The organism is Caballeronia sp. GAWG1-5s-s (genome assembly GCF_023631445.1).
GTDB lineage: Bacteria > Pseudomonadota > Gammaproteobacteria > Burkholderiales > Burkholderiaceae > Caballeronia.
Window position 1 is genome coordinate 117,369 of sequence record NZ_JALQDC010000024.1, and the last position, 18,587, is coordinate 135,955.

Sequence of the window (18,587 nt, forward strand, 5' to 3'; positions counted from 1 at the left end):
CTCATGATTGCCTCAATGCGCTTCCGAGGACGGCGGCGCGCTGCCGATAGGCCGCGCAAACAATACGCTGACGATCCCCACGAGAAAGCACAGCGCCAGCACGTAGAAGCAGTCGGCGAAGGTCAACACGAGCGCCTCGCGCAACACCATCGCGTTGAGCGATGCGAGACCGGCCTGCGTCGCGTCGAGTGCATCGCCTGCTACGGCCGCGAGGTGTGCGGAACTGCGCGCGAGCACGTCTTCGATGGCGGGCCGTCCGATGGTCACGTTCTCGGCCAGTCGCAGGTAATGCAGATTCAAGCGGTCATTAAGCATGGTCGCGCTCACCGCGATACCGATCGCGCCGCCGAGATTGCGCATCAGATTGAACAATCCGCTAGCCGACTTGAGACGCGATGGCGGCAGCGAACCGAGCGCCATCGTCACGATGGGCGGCACCGCGAATTGTTGGCCGATGCCTCGCAAAGCTTGTGGCAGGAGCAGTTGCTGCCAGCCCCATTCGTTCGTCAGCGGCGTGTAGAAGTAGCAGCCAAGCCCGAAGCAAATCAGGCCGAATACGAGCAGCACACGCATGTCGACGAGGCGCGACGCGTAGCCGTACACGCCGATCGATGCCAGCTGGAAGCATCCGACCGACAACAACGCAATGCCGATCTGCAACGAATCGAAGCCGCGCACTCGGCCGAGAAACACCGGTGTGAGAAAGACCGAGGTGAAGATGCCGATGCCGGTCACGAACGAAAGCAGACTGCCGATACCGAAGTTGCGCACGGACAACGCGCGCAAATCGACGATCGCATCCTTCGCCGTCAATGCATGGACGATGAACAGGAAACCGCAGATGCCCGAGATCCACGCGCACGCGATGATGGCGCTGTCACCGAACCAGTTCTTGCGCGGGCCCTCTTCCAGCACGTATTCGAGACATCCGAGAAACCCTGACATAAGCAGGATGCCTAAATAGTCGCCTCTCTTGAGCAGTGAGAGATCGGGCTTGTCGATATGCACATACTTCGGCACGAGCACGGCGACGACCAGACCCGGCACGAGATTCAGATAGAACAGCCAGTGCCACGACCATTGGTCGGTGATCCATCCGCCGATGACCGGGCCGATGGCTGGTGCTAAGGAAGCCAGCGCGCCAATGGTCGTCGACGCAATGAGCCGCTGCTTGCCCGGGAACAACACGAACGCGGTAGTAAAGACGGTTGGAATCATCGCTGCGCCAAGCGCGCCCTGCATGCCGCGAAAGAGAATCATAGAATTGATGTCCCATGCGAGACCGCATAGCATGCTCGTCACGGTGAAGCCGATGGCCGACGCCGCGAAGAGCCACCGCGTCGAGAAGACTTTGGACAGCCAGCCGGACATGGGAATGACGAGGATTTCCGCGATCAGATACGACGTCTGAACCCACGACAGCTCGTCCTGGCTAGCGGACAGTCCGCCGCCAATATCCTTGAGCGATGACGCGACGATCTGGATATCCAGCGTCGCCATGAAAAAGCCGAGGCACATGAGCGCGAACGCAAAGACGCGCTCCCTCACGGGCGCTTCGGCCGGATTGTCGAGCACGGTTCGATTCATGATGCGCGCCTCAACCGTTGTGCTTGCGAAGGTGGACCTTGACCGTCGCGGACAAGCCGGGACGCAGCACCGACTCGGCGCCTTTCGGCACGTCGAGCCGAATGCGCACGGGCACGCGCTGGACGATCTTCGTGAAGTTGCCGGTCGCGTTCTCGGCGGGCAGCACGCTGAACGTGGCCCCGGTCGCGGGCGCGAGACTTTCGACGTGGCCTGTGAACGGAATGTTCGATGCATCCAGTTCCACATCGGCGGCGTCACCGGCACGCATCTTCTTCAGCTGGTCTTCCTTGAAGTTCGCATCGACCCAGAGGCCGGTCGCGGGCACGATGGTGAGCAGCGATGTGCCGACGTTCGCCAGCACGCCCACGCGCGCCGTGCGATTTCCGACATAGCCGTCCACAGGCGAGCGGATGGTCGTATATTCGACGTTCAGTTGCGCCACGCGCCGCGCGGCTTCGGCGGTCGCGACGCGAGCTTGCGCATCGGCGATCTGCGCGTCGATCACGGACAACTGACGCTTCGCCGCGACGAGCGATGCCCCGCTTTTGTCAACCGACGCCTGCGCCTTGCTGTAGTCGGCATCCGCGCGTTCGACGAGCTGGTTCGACACCGCGTCGTCCTTTACGAGTTCGCGATACCGCACGCGGTCCTGTCCGCTACGCGTGAGTTCGGCCGTTGACGCGCGCACTTCCGCCTGCGCCTGATTGATCAACGCGGCCTGCAAGGCGTCTTTTGCACGCAGCTCCTCGACGGCCGCGAGAGCACTCGATACTTCCGCATTAGCCTGAGCGAGACGTGCGTCGTAATCGCGCGCGTCGAGACGGATGAGCACTTGGCCCGCGGTCACGCGCTGGTTGTCCTGAACGAGCACGTCGGTCACGAAGCCGTTGACCTTCGGCGCGAGCACGGTGACATCGCCGCCGACGTAGGCGTCGTCGGTCGTCTGCACGAACCGCAGAACGAGCGCCCAGTACGTGAGCGCCGCAATTACGACGGCCGCGACCAGGCCGAGCGCGAGCAGCATCCAGGGAATGCGACGCGCGGGCCGGCTGAGCGCCGGAGCGGTCGTCGATGGGAGTTGCGTGGTGGGCGTCGTCATTTCGTTTCTAGTGCATATGCACTTCTGATCGTATGAAAAGGCAGCTGTCGCTGCTTCAATAGCCTGAGAGAGTATCTGTGCATATGCACGACGTCAAGCCGCGCCGGCGGCACGAGACAAATGTCATGGCGACAATAATCGTGCGTCGGCAACTCTGAAGGTGCCGCTCCTGCTTCGCTAACAGAATGGTTCTCATCTACGGACGCTGATTGCAGGGCTCGCGCTTATCTAAAGTTTCCCCATCCAGCGCCGATAACTGACGTTGACCGACGCATCAGTCATGCGCGCAAATAGCCCACCGCCCGTTGCAGTTCAGGACGGTTGCCTTGCCCACGCTTGTCTGCGCTTGCAAGCCGCAAGGCTTCGATGCGGCAGCACTACGCTTAGAAAACTACGTTAATCGCGCACTGACAAGCCCATCATGCCCACGTTCGACTTGCGTACCGTCCTGCTGATGGCATCCGTGATGCCTGGGCTGATGGCTCTTGTCGTGTTCTCCATCGGCAGAACATTCCCGAGAACCATTCCAGGTGTCGCGCAATGGGCGCAGGGCTCGCTGCTCTTTTCCGCCGCCGCTTTCGTGATGGCGCTGCGCGGTGCGCTGCCCGACTGGTTGTCCGTCGTCGTCGGCAATGCGTGTATCGTCGGCAGCATCGGACTCTGGCTTATCGGTAGTCAACGCTATCTGGGTCGCCCACCATTCATTCGACTCATTGCAGCGTTGGCTGTCGTGGACGCAGTCAGTCTCAGCTGGATGACGTGGGTGCATTTCACGCCTCACGGGCGCGCGCTGTGCACGAATGTAATTCTCACGCTGCTTTTCGCGCGTCTCGCGTATGAGTTGTTGCGATTCGGCCGCGACGATAGCGGGGCGAAAGTCGTGGGCACGCTGTTCGCGTTCGAGACGGTCATCGCATCGGCGAGAGTGCTGACGTCCATGCAACCGGGCGCGTTGCAAGAAGGCTTGTATGCGCACGACCGGATGCAAATGGTCTATTTGAGCAGTGGCGCATTCATGTCGTTGAGCATCACGGTCGGCTTCATGCTTACCGCAGTCAACCGGCTCAGAGTCCATCTCGAAGGACTGTCGCGCATCGATCCTCTCACTGGATTACTCAATCGACGCGCTCTGCTCGGCGCTCACACGATGTCGCGAGAGGCACCTCGCAAGGCGAGGCGCTACCTGTCGTTATTGCTGATCGATCTGGATCACTTCAAGAAGATCAACGACACGTACGGTCACTCGATGGGCGACGACATTCTCGTGGATTTCGCGCGACGTGCGAGTCTCTCGCTTCCCGCGGAAGCGCAGTTCGCACGCTGGGGCGGAGAGGAGTTCGCCGTGCTGTTTCCGTGCGACAGCATCCACGAGCCATTGCGGCTCGGACGCGCATTGCAGACACGCATTGCAAGCATGAGCGATTCGTCCCTGCCTTCCTATACGTGCAGCATCGGTGTCGCTTACGTGGGCTCGGCCGACGCAAGCATCGAGCAGTTGCTGAAGCAAGCGGACGAGGCGCTGTATCGTGCCAAGGACAATGGCCGCAATCGCGTCGAGCTCGCGCAGGACATTCTGCCGGTTACCGGCTCACGCATGCCCGATGCGGCACTGAAACTCTAGCCTCGACGTCGACGCGATGGACACGGCATAGGGCCAAAGCCGCGCCCGTGGACCGCGCTTTGCTGCGGATGCTGTCACCAACGCTACCTGAACGGAGAGCGCGATGTGTCAGGATTCCAAGGCGCCGGCGCACCCGGCTTTTAAGCGCGATATGAATGCGAAGGCGGCAGGCTCGATCGTATCGCGGCTACACAGTCGAGCGGTTCTCGCGTCCCTCGTTTGCGCGACTGCATTCTCGGCCTCAGGTTGCCGTCTGATGCAGTCCGGCGCCCAGGTCAGCCCTTCCGATCAGCAATTCATGCTCACTGCGGCGAGCGTCGGCAAGGCTGAGATCGATCTCGGCAAGCTCGCGTCCGAGCGCGGCGGTTCAGCGGCCGTCCGCGAGTTCGGGCAGAAGATGGTAGCCGAGCATACGCGCATCAACGGCGAGTTGTCCCAGATTGCCGATGAGAAGCACGTCCGCTTGTTACAGGCAATGGACCCGGCAAACCGCACGCTGTACGACGAGCTCGGAACCATGACGGGGGCCGCGTTCGACCACGAATATGCGATCGCGCAAGTGCATATCCATCAGATGGGCAATGCGCTCTATGCCAGCGAGGCGCAACACGGCGAAGACCCTCAGGTGAAAGCGTTCGCGGCGCGAGGCGTGCCGATAGGAGAGAATCATCTACAGCATGCTTCTCAGCTTCTGCAAGACTTGCCGATCTCATCGGCGCAGTAGTCGGTGCGCGACGGCACGGAGAACTCGAATGGCTCGCAATAGTAATGGCAAATGCACGACGGCTGGCCTCGCTGTCGTCTTCGCTTTGTCGCTCGGACTGATATTGCCTTTAGAGGCACACGCCGATTCCAACGATTCCACCCGCGAGCAAGTCCGCTCGGATCTCGCCCGTTATCGATGCGCCGGATACAACCCGGTCGCCGACGAGATCACCTACCCCAACGATGTCGATGCAGCGCGAGCGCGATTGCAGGACCCCGGCTGCTCGAAGCCCGACGCCGCCTCGAAACCCGCGCCGCGCCCGGGCAAGCCATCGAAATAGCCGGCGGCGTCCATTTGACCTCGCACATGCATAAAACCTATTCCTGACGGCCCCTGAATCGTCGAAGAATCCGCTTCTATACTGGCGCCTCGAACATCAAGGAGGAGACGCTTGCATGTTAATGGACGCCAAGGAATCGATTTATAGCCCGACGCAGGAAGGCCTCATTTTTCCGCAAGAGCCGACGTTTTCGAGTTCCGCCGAGGAGCGAAGGTATCGCAAGGAGCATCTCGCGGCAGCGTGCCGAATCTTCGCGCGCCACGGTTTCAGCTTCGGTTTCGGCGGGCATCTGACGGTGCGCGATCCCGAGCATCCGGAGCTCTTCTGGACCAATCCGATGTGCGTGCCGTGGTCGCGCACCAAGACTTCGCAACTGGTGCTGGTCGATCATTCGGGCACGGTGATCGAAGGCAAGTACGCAGTCAATCGCGCGGGCTATGTGCTGCATTCGGCGATTCATGCCGAGAATCCCGACATCATCGGCTCATGCCACGCGCATACCGTGCACGGCGACGCGTGGGCCGCCATGGGCAAGCCGCTCGATTACGTGACGCAGGACGCGTGCATGTTCTACGGCAGCCATACCGTCGTGCGCGACGGCGCCGGCAAAGTGCCGGTGGCGAACGAGTCGGGCAATCCGATTGCGCGCGCTTTCAACGAGCACAAGGCGATCATTCATCAGAACCACGGCCTGCTCACGGCGAGCCGGCACAGCATCGACGACGCGGTGTGGACCTTCATCGCTCTGGATCATTGCTGCAAGATGCAATTGCTGATGGACGCAACCGAGTCGCGCCCCATTCCCATCGATCCCAAGTTCGCCGAATATTCGCACGAGCATCTCGGTAACTCTTTCATCAGCTGGCTGCACTTCCAGACCATGCTCTACGAGATCGCGGAACAGGAGCCCGATTACCTCGACTGATGCAACGAGGTGTTCCCGCAGGGCCGGCATGCGCGAACGTTCGAATGCGCATGCCGCAAGCAGCGCAAATAACTATACCGGAGACAAGCATGGAAGCGCTATATGGCGAAGAAGCCGTCACGCCGGCCGACACGAGCCGCACGTATTACCGGGCTTACTGGCGGCTGTTGCCGCTCTTGTTGATCTGCTATCTGGTCGCGTATCTGGATCGCGTGAATGTGGGCTTCGCCAAATTGCAGATGCTCGATGCACTGCATTTCGACGACGCGATTTACGGCCTCGGCTCGGGCATCTTCTTCGCAGGCTATTTCTTCTTCGAAGTGCCCAGCAATCTCGTCATGCGAAAGGTCGGCGCGCGCAAGTGGATCGCGCGGATCATGCTGACGTGGGGCGTGATTTCGGCGGCAATGATCTTCGTGAAGACGCCGACGATGTTCTACATCGCGCGCTTTCTGCTCGGTGCCGCCGAAGCCGGTTTCGCGCCGGCCATCATGTATCTGCTCACGCTGTGGTTTCCGGCACGCTATCGCGGCCGCGCCATGTCCATCTACGTGATGGGCGCGCCGCTGGCCTTCGTCGTCGGCGGCCCGATTTCCGGCTATATCCTGCATGCGTTCTCCGGCAATGCACATCTGGCCGCGTGGCAATGGCTCTTTCTGATCGAAGCGATTCCCGCTGTCGTGCTCGCCTTTATCGTCCTCGCGTTTCTCGACGACGATCCTGCCCGCTCGCGCTGGATCAGCGAAGACGAGCGCAGAGACGTGCTCGCGGAAATCCGCGCGGAAAACGCAGGCAAGATCGATCATTCGAGCGCCGGTGCGTTCCTCGCGAACCGGAAGTTGTGGCAGTTCTGCGCGATCTTTTTCTGCCTCATCATGGGTCTCTATGCACTCGGCTTCTGGATGCCATCGCTCATCAAGCGCAGCGGCGTAATCGATCCGTTCGCCATCGGCCTCTATTCCGCGATTCCGAATATCGTCGCGGCGATCGCGCTTTACGTCTCCAATCGCAGCGCCGATCGCACCGGCGGCCGCCGCGCGCACTTCGCGCTATTCATGTTGATCGGCGCCGTGGGGCTCGCCACCAGCATGTGGTTGTCGGCCGGGCCCGTCGTGACCACTGTCTGTCTTTCCATTGCTGCGGCCGGCGTGTACTCGTGCGTCGCGCTCTTCTGGGCGTTGCCGACGAGTCTGTTTGTCGGCGCATCGGTGGCTGCGGCGCTCGCGTTCATCAACTCGGTCGGCAATATCGCCGGGTTCGTGTCGCCTTATCTCGTCGGCATGCTGAACGTGACCGTGGGCAAGTCGGACGTCGGCATGTATGTGATCTCCGCATTCCTCGTGCTCGGCGCAGCCATGACGATGCGACTGCCGAAGACGCTGGACGACAAATAACGATTGCTCACGCGGCCCACGGCGGCCGCTCGAGCTTTTCGCCGATGTAGTCGATGAACGCCCGGACTCGCGGATGAAGCGACGAATCACGCGGATAGAGTGCGTAGATCGCGGTTTCGTCGCTCGGCTGAAAGTCCGTGAGAAGCGGCACGAGCATGTTGCTGCGAATGGACGGAAGCACCATATGTTCCGCCATTCGGGTGATGCCGACGCCCGCGAGACACATGTACACCGAACTCACGCCGCTGCTCGTCTGGAAGTTTCCGTTGATGAGCATGGAAGTGCGCTCGCCGTCGATGACGAAGGGCCAATGATTCAGATGGTCCATCGGCGGCTCCCACATCAGACAGTTGTGGTGCGCGAGATCTGCCGGCGTCAACGGCACGCCGTGACGCGCGATATAAGAAGGCGATGCCGTCACCACGCGTTGCAGATGACACAGCTTGCGGCTCACCAGATTCGAATCCTGGAGACTGCCCATGCGGATCGCGACATCGAACCCTTCGCCGATGACATCCGCGAGCGTGTCCGAGAGCGATAGCCGAACACGCAGGCCGGGATAGCGTTCGAGAAAGCCAGGAATGAGCGGCACGATCTGGTCCATGCCGAACGAAGTCGCCACTGTCACGCGGATACCACCCGTCATGTGCTGTCCGGCGCGCGACAATTGCGCTTCGGCGACATCGATCTCATCGAGAATGCGCTTGCACAGCGCAAGGTACTGATGCCCTTCCTGCGTGACTTGCAGACGGCGTGTCGAGCGCCTGAGCAACGCGACGCCGAGGCGCTTTTCCAGCGTGGACACGGCGCGACTGACATACGGCTGTTGCAGGTCCAGCATGAGCGCCGCTGCTGTGAAGCCGCCGGTCTCCGCGACGGCCTTGAAAATCCTCATTTCGACGAGGCGTTCGTCCTTCATGTTGCGATGCCAGTCTGAGCGGGATGGGAAGCCAGCATCATAACCAGCGGCAAGGACTTGAGATACCGGGACTTGCACGAAACAACGTGAAAAAAGGGCCCGGAGGCCCTTTTTCGACTGCTTACTTCGGGTGAGTTGCGATGAAGTTCTTGACCGCCGTGAAAGCCGGCTTCTGCGTCTTGCCATCGCTCTGCATCAAGCCGTACGCGCCTTCGCTGTCGTCATACATCTCGAAAGCCTGAATCGACTGAATGTTGTACTTGGCTGCGTTGTTGTAGAACTGCTGCATCATCAGGCTGCCGGTCATGTACGACGCAATCGACGAGTACGTGCCGTAGGTGGGACGAACGCCGTATTCGTTGATCCAGATCGGCTTGCCCATCGACTGAAGTACGCCGAGCACGTCGTGACAGCCCGTATTGCCGCAGGCGCGAGTCATGTCGCCCTGGTCCGAGTACCAGTGCCACGCCGTGATGTCCCAGCTGACGGTCGGGTGACCATGCGTGCCGTCCGGCTGCGAGCCGTCTGCCAGCATCTGGAAGAACGCGGTGTGCTTCCACGTACCGTCGACGATGATCTTCGCCGAGCTGTTGACCGACTTCACGCCCGCGATCATGCCGCGGATCGCGCCGCGCGCGATGGTGAACGGCTGATTGCTGTAGTGGTTCCAGACGTTGCCGTCATAGTTGCCGGCGAGCGTGCGGGCTTCCATCTCATTGCCCACTTCGTAGTACGTGTAGTTGTACGTTTGCGCCGTCTGCTGGCCGAGCGTGTAGCCGGCGTTGTAGGCCGCTTGCTCGCTGTTGTAGTTCAGGCCAAGCATGATCACCGGATAAACCTGCACGCCGCCTGCGGCGAACGTCTTCGCAACCGTAGCGACAACCTTCGCCGACGCCTGGCTGTAGACGTCGTTGCGGTAGATCTTCACGCCGAGGTTCTGGAGCTGGGCGAGCTGCGTTGCGTACGCGGTGCTGTCATATGCGCCGCCGTTCGTGATGTGGCCGTTCACGCCATAGAAGATCGAGCCGGTGGTCGCTGCCTTATCGGTCGCCTCGGGCAGATCGGCGGCCTTGTTCGTGGCGGCATCGACAGCAGCTTCACCACCGCCGCCGCAGGCCGCGAGCATCGCGCTCAGGACCACTGCGGCTGCGAACGTTGCAGCTTTGGATTTGGCGAGGAAGTTCAGGGATTGCGTCGCTTGATTGTTGTTCATGATCACTTGGCAGTACTAAGGAGCGAGCATTCGCTCGCAGAGTTTATGTAGGTTGCCGACATGTCATGCCGACGACCAAGAACGTATTTCGCTTAACTGGGGAACCGGTTCGGTCGCACTGCGTTGAACCGGCCGTCGAGCTGTGCCTGGTTCCTATCGCGCTGGCGTTGATGCCAGCAAACGATTGCCTGCCGAGGAAGGCCGATGACCGTGCTACGGATGGTCACCGATGCAAAACTGGTTCAGGGTATTACTTACCGACTCATGCTGTGAACCGCTTCGTTTAAGGCATCCTTTTCCGAATCGGTCAGCACGGAAGCAAGGTTATCGTCTAATGAGATGGCTGTAAACACACATTTCAGAAAAAAATTCGTCTGAAATCATTCAGCAGGAAGAAACTTCCGAAACGGGTATTTTTGCCAGCGGGACACAGGCTTGTCGCTTTAATGGTCTACGTAGCCCCGGCTATTAGGGTTATCGACTATTCATATGAATAGATGTGCGAGGCTATAGCAGACCTAAGGACGTTCGCCGATGCCCTGAATTATCTTGTGCAACGCGATCGCAAGCAGTCGCGGCTCATCGAACATCGTGGCGAGTTCGAAGAAGAAAAGGAAAGCGAGCATAGCCGCCGTGCCCGGTCGTCGCTGCATCGAGTTCACGATACGCGGAGCGAATTGCGTCCTGATCGGATCGCGGGTCATCAAGATGACGACAGCCGTGCCAATCAGCGCGCCTGCAACGACATCGGAGGGATAGTGAAGCCCGACATACACGCGAGGCAGGCAGATCAACAGCAGGCAATGCAGAATGGCCAGCACACCGATCCATCGCCATACGAGGAAGATGCCCACCGCAACCGACATCCACAGTGCTGCGTGGTCGCTAGGAAATGAACTCCATAGTCGCAGATGATTACTCGCGTGGCTCGCATCCGGAAGGATCGAGACAAAGCTCGGGCTATACATCGGCCGGAGCCGGAACGGCAGAATGAGTGCGAGAAGGCGTCCGACGGCGAAGGCAAGCAGCGCGGACAACACGATCGCGACCACCATCTCTCGCCGGTAGCTCAACGTACTGCCCTCTTTGAACCAGATCGCCCACAGAATGGCGAGTGGAACGAGCCCCTTGAACAAATAGAATTCCGCCACGACGCCGGCCGCGTGAACGAAGAGGCCCGACGAAGGAAGGATATGCAGCAGCCATATTTGAATCGATGAGTCGAGCGCGTTCACGCAGTCTTGTCTCCGTACGTTCTAATAGTTATTCGACATGAGCGGTAACGCTTACTCCGACGCTGGAGCTTATGAAGCGCTTAACGCCGTCATGCGTAGACGGCAGAGACCCTGTGTCTTATGCGTTGATTTACCCCGCGTTCCTCCACGACGCATGGCTCAAATCAACTGCGCACGCAGTTCTTCACAACCGATCGCAATTCGTTGATGTCGAATGGTTTGGCAAGGATAACAACATCCGCTTCGGATGCGCGCCTCAATTCCTGCGCATAGCCGGTCATGAGCGCGATCATCTGATCCGGCCAACGGTCCCGCACGTACTCGGCGAGGTCGAGTCCATCCAGCTTGCCGGGCATCTGAACATCGGAGAGCACGAGGTCGGCGTGGTATCCGCTTTCCAGCAGTGCGATCGCACTGTCGGCCGTCAACTCATGGCGCACGTTGCAGCCGAACACATCGAGCACCGCGGCAATACCATCGGCGACGCTCTGGTTGTCTTCGACCAATAGCACGCTCACGCCCGAAGCCAGTACGTCAGCCGGCTCCTCCTGAACCGGCTCGACACCGGGTTCCGCGCAGCCTTCTTCGCCCTCGATACGCGGAAGGTAAATGCTGATCGTCGTCCCGCGGTCCGGCGCGCTTTCTATGCGCGCGGTGCCGCCCGACTGCTCGCAGGTCGCCATGACTTGCGCCAGTCCCAGCCCGGTGCCGGCTCCTTTCGCCTTCGTGGTGAATAGTGGCTCGAATGCGCGGCGCAGCACGGCATCGCTCATGCCTTTGCCGGTATCGGTGAAGCGGAGGAGAACATAATCGCCGGGCGGCAAGTCGAATGTCTGTTCCGATAGCGTGATGGTTTCGCATCGCACAGTGAATTTTCCACCGTCGGGCATGGCGTCTTTGGCGTTGACGCAGAGATTGATGACGGCCGCTTCGAGTTCCACAGGATCGACCATCACGCTGTCTCTTCGACTCGTCAGCTGAAGGTCCAACTCGACCTGTTCGCCCAACGACGTCTCGATGAGATCACGCACGGAGTCCAGCCATTCGCAAACATTCAGGCACTCGAGCTTTACCGGCTGCTTGCGTGCCACGCTCGTCAGGCGACGCGCGAGTCCTTGCGCGCCTTTCGCCGCATGCTGCACAGCCAACACTTCCTTCTCGAGATTCGTGTAGTGCTTGCGTCGCGCGAGTTCCACGTTCGCGTTCACGACCATCAAGAGATTGTTGAAGTCATGCGCGACATTGGCGACGAGATTACCGAGCGCGCCCATGCGACGCAGTTGCCGGTTCGATTCTTCGGCGGACACGCGCCGGCTGACTTCGGCATGCCACTTGTGCCACGCTATTTCTTCTTCGCCGAGCCTTCGTAACGACATCCAGAGCAGCACCCATACGACGACGCAAGGAACCAGCAATATGGTGGTGATGGCGAGCAGATTGGCGCGCCATTTCGCGGCAATGGAAGCGGTCTCGATGCCCGCCAGGACATACATCGGATAGCCGCCCACGCGCCGGTAAGCGAGCACTCGTTCGCGCCCGTCGACAGGTGAAACTGAAAGCAGATGCCCGAACCGCGCGTTTTCTTTCATCGCATGCTTGATGCCGGAATCCGCCGCCGACGTCGCTTGAGGCCGCGAATTCGGGAAGCGGGCCAATATACCGCCATCAGCGCGATACAGGCCGATGAGAACGAAAGGCTCATCACCAGTCAGTTCGCGGTAGAAGTCGAGAAAGTACTGTTGTCGTAGCGCGATCGACAATACGCCGAGCGACCTGCCCTCTTTATCGACCCATGAAGTGCTTACCGTGAACACGTTGCTACCGGTAAGGAAGCCCGGTTGCGCCAGCGAGATATGCGGTTCCCCTCGCGCATGCGATGCCGCCTGTAGCGTTTCGCTTCCGCTGATCGACACATTGGGAACCGGGTAGAAGCGGCTACTCGCAAGCAACTGTCCGGTTGCGCTGTAGACCGCGGCGCTCGCGATCTGTGGAAAGCGGCCGACTATCGCGTTGAGCGATTCATGAGCGGCCTTTTCCTCACGCGCGATCCAGTCCGGTCTTTGGTCGTCCATGAGTTCGTCGATACGGTCCAGCACTTCCGCGTTGAGGCCTTGCACGGTCGCGGCCTGCTCTTCGGCGACTCGCGTCAGGCGGTCCACTTGGTCGAATGCTTCGGATAGCCGGCGATGGTAATCGAACCAGGCGTAGCCGCTCACGCAAACAAGAGGGCCGAGTACCGACATGACCGCGAGAAGGACGATGATGGCACGCGTCGCCGCAAAGTTCCGATGCGGAGGCGGTAGCTCCAGAGAGACTTCGTCTTCTTCGTCCATTGTGCAATCCGTCCTTGCACAGACGCGCGTGAGTTCGGGTCACGCACGTCACGGGATACCGTCGAGAGAAAACGCCTCGATGATCCGACTATATAGCGATTTCAGCAGTCGGACCTTATCTGCGAGTAAGAGCGATGCAGCGGCGGATGGCTGCCTGGCGAGCACTGAATTACGCGGGAAGCGCGTGTAAGGCGCTGAAGGCGCCGGATGGGAAGTCGCGGTGCGAGCGACCGCCCGCCTGACGCTGCGATGGCGTCATTTATAGCCGATAACCATGGAATCGGGCCCGACGAGATGCTCGACGCGTATGTTGCAAAAGCCGGTCTGCTCCATCCATTCGCGGCATTGCGCGCCGGTGTAATCGAAGCCGCCCGGCGTCTCGATCAGCATGTTAAGGCTCATCAGCAAGCCGAACGCATTCTCGCGGCGCTCGTCGTCGATGACCGCGTCGTAGACGATAAGCGCGCCGCCCGGCGGCAACGCCGCATGGCATTTGCCGAGGAGTTCGAGCTTTTGCGGCAGCGCCCAGTCGTGCAGGATGTGCCCCATGACGAGCACATCCGCCGACGGGCAATCGTCCTTGAAGAAATCGCCCGGATAGAAGCGCAGCCGGTCGCTCAGGCGGTGCGCGGCGACGTACTCCTCGAATACCGGACCGACGGCCGGCAAGTCGAAGCCGCCACCCGTCAGATGCGGATGCGCCATCGCCACTTGGACGGGCAGCGCGCCCTGCGCCGCGCCGATATCGATGAACGTGCTGTAATCGCCCCAGGAGAACTTCTGGGCAATGGCGCGAGCGGTACCGAGGCTCACGCCGGTCATGCCCTGAAGGAAGCCGCGCAACGACGCCTGATCGTGATAGATCGCGTCGAACGGATTGCCGCCGCGCTTCGCTTCGTTCTGCGGCAGACCGGTCTGGAGCGCTTCGGTCAGCGCGCCCCAGAACGGATAGAGCCGCGCGTTCGCCATCTCCAGCAATCCGCCGACATAACAAGGCTTGGACCTGTCGAGAAAGAGATCCGTGTCGGCCTTGTTGCTGTAGACGGTGCCTTCGCGGTCGAGCAAGCCTAGCGCGACGAGAGCATCGAGGAAGTCGCTCGCTGCCCGTGGATGCAGTCCGAGGGCTTCGGCCAGTTCCGCCCCTTCTCGCGGACCGGACGCCAGTTGCGTGAAGACACCGAGTTCGACCGCGGAAAGCAGCGTCTTCGACGCCCAGAAGCCCATGCCTATTTGTAGAAGCCTTTCGGGAGAAGGCTGATCGGTGGTGACGGGCGACGGCGCCTTGTTCATATCGCATCCTTCGTTCAATGAGAATAACGTAAGGGGTGCTAAGGCCGGCTGAAAGCACAGCGTCCACTGTAGGCGCTGCGTCGTCCCGGATCAAGCGACGTATGTGGGCCGCCGCGCAAAGCGCGCAGGCATCGCGGCCCGAACTGGCCCGACTGCCCAAAACTGGCCCGTGCCGGCCGCAACGGATTGTCTCTGTTCAGACAGCTACCGCCTGCGGAACACTCGGGCGAACCCGCAAGAGAAACCGCCATGACCGCACAGACCTTCTTCGACGCCAACCTGTTGCTCGCCTGGTCGGCCTATTTCGTAGGAACGGCCAGCCCCGGGCCGAGCAATCTGGCGATCATGTCCATCGCGAGCACTTCCGGCAGGCGCGCAGCGCTGGCGTTCGCGGCGGGCGTCATGTCCGGCTCGTTGACGTGGGCGGTGCTCGCCGCGCTCGGGCTGTCGGCCGCGCTCGCCGCCTATTCCGGCTTCCTTATCGCACTGAAGATGTGCGGCGGGGCGTATCTGCTGTGGCTCGCGGCGAAGTCGGCTCGCGCGGCGTGGCGTCCGCCCCTGCGCGACGCTTCGCGACATGCTTCGGCACCCGACGCGCGACGGCTCTATGCGCGCGGCGCGCTGTTGCATCTCACGAACCCGAAAGCCATTCTCGTGTGGATGTCCGTCGCCGCGCTCGGCTCATCCACCGCAATGCCGCCAATGCACACGCTGACTGTGGTCGCAGGGTGCCTGTGCATCGGCATGAGCGTCTTCGGCGGCTATGCGGTCTTGTTCTCGATGCCAGCGCCGCGCCGCCTGTACGCGCGCATGCAGCGCTATCTCGATGCGTGCCTCGCGTTGGTCTTCGGCGCAGCGGGTATCCGCTTGCTGATGTCGCGCGTCTGAACTACCGCGGCCTCACGCGCCCCTGTTCCAGCGATCCAGCCGCTTGCGCGTGACGAGCGCAATGCGGTTCGATGCAAGCGCCGCCAGATTGACGAGGCGCCGCTTCTGCGTGGCATCCATGACGCGCGGCTGCCGGTCGATGGCGCATAGCGCGCCGAGCGCGTTCCCCTCCGCGTCGCGCAACGGTGCGCCGGCGTAGAAGCGAATGCGCGGCTCGTCGGTGACGAGCGGATTCGCTTCGAAGCGCGGATCGGCCGTCGCGTCTTCCACCACGAACGCATCGTTCTGCATGACCGTGAAGTTGCAGAACGCCCACGAGCGCGGCGTCTCATGCGCATTGAGCCCCCAGCGCGCCTTGAACCATTGGCGGTCCGGCGTGAGCAGCGTGATGAGGCTGATCGGCACGCGCAGCGTCTCCGCCGTGAGTTGCACGACCTCGTCGAACTCCGAGTCGCTCGCCGAATCGACGAGTCCCGTGCGCTCGACCGCCCGCAGGCGCGCGGCTTCGTTCGCCGCGACCGGATACGGCAACGCGTCCTGTTCGCGCGAAGGCGCGAGCGACAGACACGCAACGAGCGCAGCGGCGAATGCGCGCTTGTCAGCGGGCGCCGGCAGCAACGCAATGCGCGACAGGCCGCCCAGGTCCGCTTCGAGTTGCGCGGCGGGCATGTCGGTGACGAGAAGCATGCGCATATGCGCCAGATCGCGCGAATGCAGCAGCCGCCGGCACATCGACAGGCGCTCCCAGTCCCCGCGCATCAGTTCGACCGCGATCACGGCGGGCATGGCGATGCCCGCGTCGAGCATCGCGTTCAGCGGGTCGCTTTGGCCGATGGCGCGCAGCCCCGCCGCCGCGGCCGCTTGCATGTACGACGGCAACGCGGCTTCCGACGCGACGACGAGCGCCACGGCGCTTTCCGTTTGGTTCGATGCCGGCCGCCGGTTGCCGAGTTGCTCGCGCAACGCGTCGACTGCGCTCGCGCGCACGCGTCGATGTCCGCCCGGCGTTTTCCACGATTCGATTTGCCCCTGCTCGATCCACGTTTGCGCTGTCTTCACCGAAACGCCGAGCCGAGCCGCGACGTCGCGCGTGGTGAGAATGGGATCGTCTTCCTTTGTCATGCGGTCCTTACGGTAAAGCGCGAACGAGGCGCAAACGATAGCTACCTTCAGATGAAAGCACAATCGCCGAAATTGATAGAAATGGAAGTTTTCGCTTGCGCGATTTGTCGGTTAAATCTACGCTTAATACGCCATTTCGCTGTCTTTTTCGGTCTTCGGTCGCAATTACCACGCCTTTCCTCTCCACATGGTAATTATGGCTGGCATCGTTGGCTTTGACAAGACGTCGACAATTGGTAAAAACGGAAGTCTCTATAAACGACGTAGGCGCACAACGCCTGCGGCGCCGAAGACCACGGCGAACACACAAAACACGCTATGAACCTCAAAACCATGTCGGTCAAGGCAAAACTGGCCTTGTCATTCTCGCTGCTAACGGCTGTCGTTCTGATCGTATCAGCGGTCTCCATCACCGCGCTCGGCGACGCCAATCAACGCTTCTTCGGCTTTGTCGAAGGCATCAACACCCGGGCGGCGCTGGGCGAACAGGTGCGTCAGGCAGTGGACCGGCGCGCGATCGCCGCGCGCAACATGGCGCTGGTCACGACGCCTGCCGATTTCGAGCTGGAAAAGGCCGCCGAAGCGCAGGCGCAAGCCGATGTCTCTCAACGCCTCGCCAAACTCGACGCGATGATCGCGTCGGCGACCGACACGACCGAGAAGGCGCGCTCGCTCGTCGCCGAGATCAATCGCATTGAAGCGCTGTATGCGCCGGTCGCCCAGGCGATCGTCAACCTCGCGACCGAGCACCGTCAAGAGGAAGCCGTGCGCAAGATCAACGAAGACTGCCGCCCGTTGCTGGCCGCGCTCGTGAACGCCACCAACGCCTATTCCGCTTACACGCACGAGCGCGCCGAGACGCTCGTGGCCGAAGCTCACGAGCACTTCGCGACGCAGCGGGCCATCCTCATCGCCATTTGCCTCGCGGCGGTAGCGGCTGCGGTGGCAGCAGGCGTCATCATCACGCGCGGTCTGACGCGCGCGCTCGGCACGGAGCCGGCGACGCTCAAGGAAATCACGCAGCGCGTGGCGTCGGGCGATCTCAGCCCCGTCGCGATGACTCGCGCGGTACCGGCGGGCAGCGTCCTTTCGTCGATGGACGCGATGCAGAAGAGCCTCGTCACGTTGATTGCCGAAGTGCGCACGGCGGCCGACAGCATCGCGACCGGCTCCATGCAGATCGCCTCGGGCAATGCCGACTTGTCGGCGCGCACAGAGGAGCAGGCGTCGTCGCTGCAGGAGACGGCGGCCAGCATGGAAGAGCTGACCTCGACGGTCCGCCAGAACGCCGACAACGCGCAGCAGGCGAGCACGCTGTCGAGCAACGCGTCGCATGTCGCGCAACAAGGCAATGCCGTGGTGACGCGCGTCGTCGAAACCATGACGGCGATCAGCGAGAGCTCGACGAAGATCGCGGACATCATCGGCATCATCGAAGGCATTGCGTTCCAGACCAACATTCTTGCGCTGAACGCGGCAGTCGAAGCCGCGCGCGCGGGCGAACAGGGGCGCGGCTTTGCAGTGGTGGCGTCGGAAGTGCGTTCGCTCGCGCAACGCTCGTCGCATGCGGCGAAGGAGATCAAGGAACTGATCGGCGCGTCGGTGGCGAAGGTGGAAGCGGGCTTCGCGCTGGCGCAGGACGCAGGCACGACGATGAGCGACGTGATGACCGCGGTGCGCCGCGTGTCGGACATCATGGACGAGATCGCGGCGGCGACGGGCGAACAGAGCCGCGGCATCGAGCAGGTCAATCAGGCGATCTCGCAGATGGACCGCGTCACGCAGCAGAACGCCGCGCTCGTCGAGCAGGCGGCTGCGGCATCGCAGGCGCTGGATCATCAGGGGCGTCATCTTTCGCAGACGGTGTCGCAATTCCGCATCGAACACGCTGCGGCATGACCAACGCGCGGCGCGC

General features: G+C 61.5%; 14 protein-coding genes and 1 pseudogene. 7 read left to right on the plus strand and 8 right to left on the minus strand.

The window, feature by feature from the left end:
* Positions 1-12: 12 nt before the first annotated feature.
* Positions 13-1,587, minus strand: a complete 1,575-nt coding sequence (locus tag NCR34_RS18355) for a DHA2 family efflux MFS transporter permease subunit (protein ID WP_250500829.1) — start codon at positions 1,585-1,587, stop codon at positions 13-15.
* A 10-nt stretch (positions 1,588-1,597) separates the two neighbouring features.
* Positions 1,598-2,686, minus strand: coding sequence for an HlyD family secretion protein (locus NCR34_RS18360; RefSeq protein WP_250500830.1), 1,089 nt, complete (start codon positions 2,684-2,686; stop codon positions 1,598-1,600).
* A gap of 421 nt (positions 2,687-3,107) precedes the next feature.
* Between NCR34_RS18360 and NCR34_RS18365 the strand changes: the two genes are divergently transcribed.
* From NCR34_RS18365 to NCR34_RS18385, 5 genes are all read left to right on the plus strand, one after another.
* Positions 3,108-4,307, plus strand: a complete 1,200-nt coding sequence (locus NCR34_RS18365; protein ID WP_250500831.1) for a GGDEF domain-containing protein — start codon at positions 3,108-3,110, stop codon at positions 4,305-4,307.
* Positions 4,308-4,458: 151 nt separating this feature from the next.
* A complete protein-coding gene (locus NCR34_RS18370) occupies positions 4,459-5,031 on the plus strand; it encodes a DUF4142 domain-containing protein (RefSeq protein ID WP_250500832.1) in 573 nt (190 codons plus the stop codon).
* Positions 5,032-5,059: 28 nt separating this feature from the next.
* Positions 5,060-5,353: a DUF4148 domain-containing protein gene (locus NCR34_RS18375; RefSeq protein WP_250500833.1), complete on the plus strand. Its 294-nt coding sequence runs from the start codon at positions 5,060-5,062 to the stop codon at positions 5,351-5,353.
* Between the two features lie 115 nt (positions 5,354-5,468).
* On the plus strand, positions 5,469-6,278 hold the full coding sequence (locus NCR34_RS18380; protein ID WP_250500834.1) for a class II aldolase/adducin family protein: 810 nt from the start codon (positions 5,469-5,471) through the stop codon (positions 6,276-6,278).
* Positions 6,279-6,367: 89 nt separating this feature from the next.
* Positions 6,368-7,672 (plus strand): MFS transporter, encoded by a 1,305-nt coding sequence (locus NCR34_RS18385; protein ID WP_250500835.1) that lies wholly within the window; start codon positions 6,368-6,370, stop codon positions 7,670-7,672.
* Between the two features lie 7 nt (positions 7,673-7,679).
* Here the strand turns inward: NCR34_RS18385 and NCR34_RS18390 are convergent, their stop codons facing one another.
* The 5 genes from NCR34_RS18390 to NCR34_RS18410 all read right to left on the minus strand — a co-directional run bounded on the left by NCR34_RS18390 (position 7,680) and on the right by NCR34_RS18410 (position 14,662).
* A complete protein-coding gene (locus tag NCR34_RS18390; protein ID WP_248323043.1) occupies positions 7,680-8,591 on the minus strand; it encodes a LysR family transcriptional regulator in 912 nt (303 codons plus the stop codon).
* A gap of 121 nt (positions 8,592-8,712) precedes the next feature.
* Positions 8,713-9,804, minus strand: a complete 1,092-nt coding sequence (locus tag NCR34_RS18395; protein WP_250500836.1) for a lipopolysaccharide biosynthesis protein — start codon at positions 9,802-9,804, stop codon at positions 8,713-8,715.
* Between the two features lie 518 nt (positions 9,805-10,322).
* Entirely contained in the window at positions 10,323-11,039 is a 717-nt protein-coding gene (locus NCR34_RS18400; RefSeq protein WP_250500837.1) for a phosphatase PAP2 family protein, read from the minus strand.
* A 164-nt stretch (positions 11,040-11,203) separates the two neighbouring features.
* Positions 11,204-13,372, minus strand: a complete 2,169-nt coding sequence (locus NCR34_RS18405) for a hybrid sensor histidine kinase/response regulator family protein (RefSeq protein ID WP_250500838.1) — start codon at positions 13,370-13,372, stop codon at positions 11,204-11,206.
* Positions 13,373-13,627: 255 nt separating this feature from the next.
* Positions 13,628-14,662, minus strand: coding sequence for a methyltransferase (locus NCR34_RS18410; protein ID WP_250500839.1), 1,035 nt, complete (start codon positions 14,660-14,662; stop codon positions 13,628-13,630).
* A gap of 249 nt (positions 14,663-14,911) precedes the next feature.
* Here NCR34_RS18410 and NCR34_RS18415 point away from each other — a divergent pair, with 249 nt between their 5' ends.
* A complete protein-coding gene (locus NCR34_RS18415; protein WP_250500840.1) occupies positions 14,912-15,550 on the plus strand; it encodes a LysE family translocator in 639 nt (212 codons plus the stop codon).
* Between the two features lie 12 nt (positions 15,551-15,562).
* On the opposite strand, the gene NCR34_RS18420 is transcribed toward NCR34_RS18415, so the two are convergent.
* A complete protein-coding gene (locus NCR34_RS18420; RefSeq protein ID WP_250500841.1) occupies positions 15,563-16,672 on the minus strand; it encodes a GAF domain-containing protein in 1,110 nt (369 codons plus the stop codon).
* Between the two features lie 318 nt (positions 16,673-16,990).
* Between NCR34_RS18420 and NCR34_RS18425 the strand changes: the two are divergent.
* Positions 16,991-18,568: pseudogene (locus NCR34_RS18425) on the plus strand (methyl-accepting chemotaxis protein); the annotation flags it as partial.
* Positions 18,569-18,587 lie beyond the last annotated feature (19 nt).

Bases quoted from the DNA above. Each gene is read 5' to 3' on its own strand.
- NCR34_RS18395 (WP_250500836.1), bottom strand. From the start codon at position 9,804: ATGAACAACAATCAAGCGACGCAATCCCTGAACTTCCTCGCCAAATCC.
- NCR34_RS18360 (WP_250500830.1), bottom strand. From the start codon at position 2,686: ATGACGACGCCCACCACGCAACTCCCATCGACGACCGCTCCGGCGCTC.
- NCR34_RS18365 (WP_250500831.1), top strand. From the start codon at position 3,108: ATGCCCACGTTCGACTTGCGTACCGTCCTGCTGATGGCATCCGTGATG.
- NCR34_RS18370 (WP_250500832.1), top strand. From the start codon at position 4,459: ATGAATGCGAAGGCGGCAGGCTCGATCGTATCGCGGCTACACAGTCGA.
- NCR34_RS18415 (WP_250500840.1), top strand. From the start codon at position 14,912: ATGACCGCACAGACCTTCTTCGACGCCAACCTGTTGCTCGCCTGGTCG.
- NCR34_RS18380 (WP_250500834.1), top strand. From the start codon at position 5,469: ATGTTAATGGACGCCAAGGAATCGATTTATAGCCCGACGCAGGAAGGC.
- NCR34_RS18405 (WP_250500838.1), bottom strand. From the start codon at position 13,372: ATGGACGAAGAAGACGAAGTCTCTCTGGAGCTACCGCCTCCGCATCGG.
- NCR34_RS18410 (WP_250500839.1), bottom strand. From the start codon at position 14,662: ATGAACAAGGCGCCGTCGCCCGTCACCACCGATCAGCCTTCTCCCGAA.
- NCR34_RS18390 (WP_248323043.1), bottom strand. From the start codon at position 8,591: ATGAAGGACGAACGCCTCGTCGAAATGAGGATTTTCAAGGCCGTCGCG.
- NCR34_RS18385 (WP_250500835.1), top strand. From the start codon at position 6,368: ATGGAAGCGCTATATGGCGAAGAAGCCGTCACGCCGGCCGACACGAGC.
- NCR34_RS18375 (WP_250500833.1), top strand. From the start codon at position 5,060: ATGGCTCGCAATAGTAATGGCAAATGCACGACGGCTGGCCTCGCTGTC.
- NCR34_RS18355 (WP_250500829.1), bottom strand. From the start codon at position 1,587: ATGAATCGAACCGTGCTCGACAATCCGGCCGAAGCGCCCGTGAGGGAG.
- NCR34_RS18420 (WP_250500841.1), bottom strand. From the start codon at position 16,672: ATGACAAAGGAAGACGATCCCATTCTCACCACGCGCGACGTCGCGGCT.